The sequence below is a fragment of the Microcystis sp. M49636_WE2 genome (genome assembly GCF_030065375.1).
In the GTDB taxonomy this organism is placed as follows: domain Bacteria; phylum Cyanobacteriota; class Cyanobacteriia; order Cyanobacteriales; family Microcystaceae; genus Microcystis; species Microcystis aeruginosa_C.
The window spans coordinates 1-3128 of record NZ_JASJFG010000908.1; the positions used below are offsets into that span (position 1 = coordinate 1).

Below are 3128 nucleotides of genomic sequence, written 5' to 3' on the forward strand. Positions count from 1 at the left end.
ACTTCTTTCATGACTGACCGCAATCTTTCCTCGAATTCGCCTCGATATTTTGCCCCAGCGATTAAACTTCCCATATCGAGGGAAATTAACTGACGATTTTTCAAAGATTCGGGAACATCTCCGTTAACAATCCTTTGGGCCAATCCTTCCGCAATAGCGGTTTTTCCTACTCCCGGTTCACCGATTAAAACCGGGTTATTTTTCGACCGTCGCGAGAGGACTTGTACCACCCGTCGAATTTCTTCATCACGACCGATAACCGGGTCTAATTTGCCTTCTTTGGCCGCCGCTGTTAAATCCCGGCCATATTTATCTAAAGCTTCGTATTTTTCCTCTTGATTGGGTTCAGTAACCTTTTGAGTACCGCGAATTGCTTTGATAGCTAATTCTAAATCTTGGGGGTCAAGATTGAAAGTGCGTAAACATTTCCGGCCAACCCTTTCATCTTCGGCAAAACCGACGAGAAGATGTTCGACGGAGATAAATTTATCTTGCCAACTTTCCCTGGATGCTTCCGCTCGATCGAGCAGCAGATCCAGACCACGACCTAGGTATAATTGATCGACGATGGCCACTTTCGGCTGTCGGTTGGTGAAGACTTCTAGCTGTTGTTGCAGTCGCGGAATTTCTATATTAGCTTTTTGTAAAATCCGGGTGGCTAGACCGTTATTCTGCTCTAGGAGGGCAATAATAACGTGTTCCACCTCTAAGGTCTGGTTTTTGAAGCGTCGCGCAATTTCTTGCGATTTAACGATTGAATCCCAAGCTTGTTCGGTAAATTTATTCGAGTCTGTGGGTTGCATTCTGCACCAATGAGGAAAGCCAGTGTCAGAGGTATAGTATAGCAAGGAGTCTCGATCGATCACAAAGTTCTAGGATCGACAAAAGCTCTGACTTGAAAGAGGGTGTAGGGTGTGGGGTGTAGGGTGTAGGGTGTGGGGTGTGGGGTGTAGGGTGTAGGGTGTAGGGTGTAGGGTGTGGGGTGTGGGGAGAATAAATAAAAAAGTCTCCTATCTCCTATCTCCTGACTTGAAAATACAAGCTGAAATAAGGCAAATTCGTCAATCATACTAAATCCGTTGAGTATAGGCTACATATCAGGAGAGGCACTCCTGCGAGTGAAGTGACTCTCAAATTATTACAGATGCGTCAGCGGCTGCGTGTAAGCATCCCACCGAAAAACTAATGCGCGGGGGGTTTGGGGGGTAGAACCCCCCAAAAGCTTGGATTGAGTAATCAGATCTGAAGTAATACGGCCATCCGTTGAGTCTAGGCCACATATCAGGAAAGAAACTCCTGCAAAAGGGGGAATAAATAATCAGTTTTTAATAACCGGATTTAGGATCAGAATATTTTCATGCTTGACGGTGAAAATTTTTTCATCGGGTCTGACTTATTTATCGCTATTACCCAATTGGGTTAAAGCAGTCCCGGTGAGGCGACAAATTTGCCACTCTTTGAAGGCCTTAGCCCCCATTTTTCCATAAAAATCGATCGCTAGTTGATTCCACTCTAAGACAGTCCATTCTAAAAGTCCTGCATCCCTAGCGACGGCAATTTTAGCCACAGCCATTAGTAAAGCTTTCCCGATACCTTGACTGCGATAATCGGGTAAAACGAAGATATCTTCCAGATAAATCCCCGGTTTAGTTATAAAGGTAGAATAGTTAGCAAAAAATAGGGCAAAACCGACTATTTTACCCTCTACTTCCGCCACCAATGCTTCGATGTAGGGTTTTTCCCCGAATAAATGCTCCCCTAAAGCTTGACTATTTCCTGTCATTAAATGGCTGAGTTCTTGATAGGCTGCTAAGGCAACAATTAAGTCAAAAATAGCCTTGACATCGGTAGCAACGGCAGCACGGATGGAATAATTCATGATTGCTAGTCAAATCTTGATTTTAATGCTGATGATGTTTATGGGGAGATTCAGCAGGGGGAGAATTAAGATTGGAAAAATGGCCGTTATTTAATCCCATCCCAACGCTACCAATACTGAAAAGTCCCATGGAAACAAAACCGGCCGCAATTGTCCCCATGGCCACGGTTCCAATGGAAACTACTCCCATAGGAACAATACCGATGGAAATAACGCCCATGGGAACAATGCCAATAGAAATTATACCAGTGGGGGCAATACCGATCGACAACCATTTTCGCCCAGAATTACCACAACTATTCTCTTTTTCTTGACCTAGATTGGAATCCATGCTTTTAATCCCGAAGATGCTTTGAGCCTTCCCATCCTAGGTTAGGGGTAGAATTCTTGTCAAAAGACCAGTAGTCAAAATGAAAGTTAATTTTTTATAAAAACTATTGACTTTTCATCTCAGTTATGTATTGGCGGGATACCAGCCATATCGAGAATTTTCGGGACTAAATCCTCTCGTTTAATCGCCATGATGTGGACACCTTGACATAACTGCTGGGCTAATTTTATTTGTTCGGCGGCGATTTTGATGCCTTCTTCGAGGGGATGGGGTGCGTCGGCGAGTCTTTGAATGATCTGGTCGGGAATTTGTACCCCCGGCACATTTTTATTTAAAAATACGGCGTTTTTAGCTGATTTTAACAGAAAAATCCCGGCTAGAATCGGTTTATCGGCCAGCGAGGCCACCTGCTGCATGAACTTATCAAGACAATCGAAATCCGTAACTAATTGACTTTGAAAAAACTGCGCTCCTGCTTCGATTTTACGCTCAAAACGGCTTTGAAGACCAGACCAACTTTTTGACTGCACATCGACGGCAGCCCCAGCAAAAAGTTCTAGGCGTCCATCGGGTAAAGATTTATCGTTAAAGTCAAAACCTTTATTTAATTTATCGATTAATTTTAACAAACGTACCGATTCTAGGTCAAAAACTGCCCTAGCTTTGGGGTGATCTCCTGCTTTGACGGGATCTCCAGTTAAAGCTAGTATATTTCTCAATCCCAAAGCATGAGCGCCCATGAGATCTGCTTGTAATCCGATCACATTGCGATCGCGGCAGGCTATTTGACAGATGGGTTCGATGTCGTGTTGATAGAGAATAGCGGAGGCAGCCAGAGAGGACATTCGCACTACGGCGCGACTGCCATCGGTAATATTAGCCGCATGAACGCGATTTTTTAGCCAGAGGGCCATTTCT

The 3128-nt window shown here is 44.2% G+C and carries 4 protein-coding genes; all 4 read right to left on the reverse strand.

Annotated elements, in window-relative coordinates; all coding sequences use genetic code 11:
• Positions 1–803 (reverse strand): Clp protease N-terminal domain-containing protein (locus PX484_RS20825; RefSeq protein ID WP_288105347.1); only part of this gene is annotated, 803 nt, incomplete at its 3' end.
• A 590-nt stretch (positions 804–1393) separates the two neighbouring features.
• Positions 1394–1879 (reverse strand): GNAT family N-acetyltransferase, encoded by a 486-nt coding sequence (locus tag PX484_RS20830; RefSeq protein ID WP_288105349.1) that lies wholly within the window; start codon positions 1877–1879, stop codon positions 1394–1396.
• Between the two features lie 22 nt (positions 1880–1901).
• Positions 1902–2210, reverse strand: a complete 309-nt coding sequence (locus PX484_RS20835; RefSeq protein ID WP_002781238.1) for a hypothetical protein — start codon at positions 2208–2210, stop codon at positions 1902–1904.
• Between the two features lie 119 nt (positions 2211–2329).
• On the reverse strand, positions 2330–3128 hold a 799-nt coding region (locus PX484_RS20840; protein WP_288105351.1), incomplete at its 5' end, for a methylenetetrahydrofolate reductase.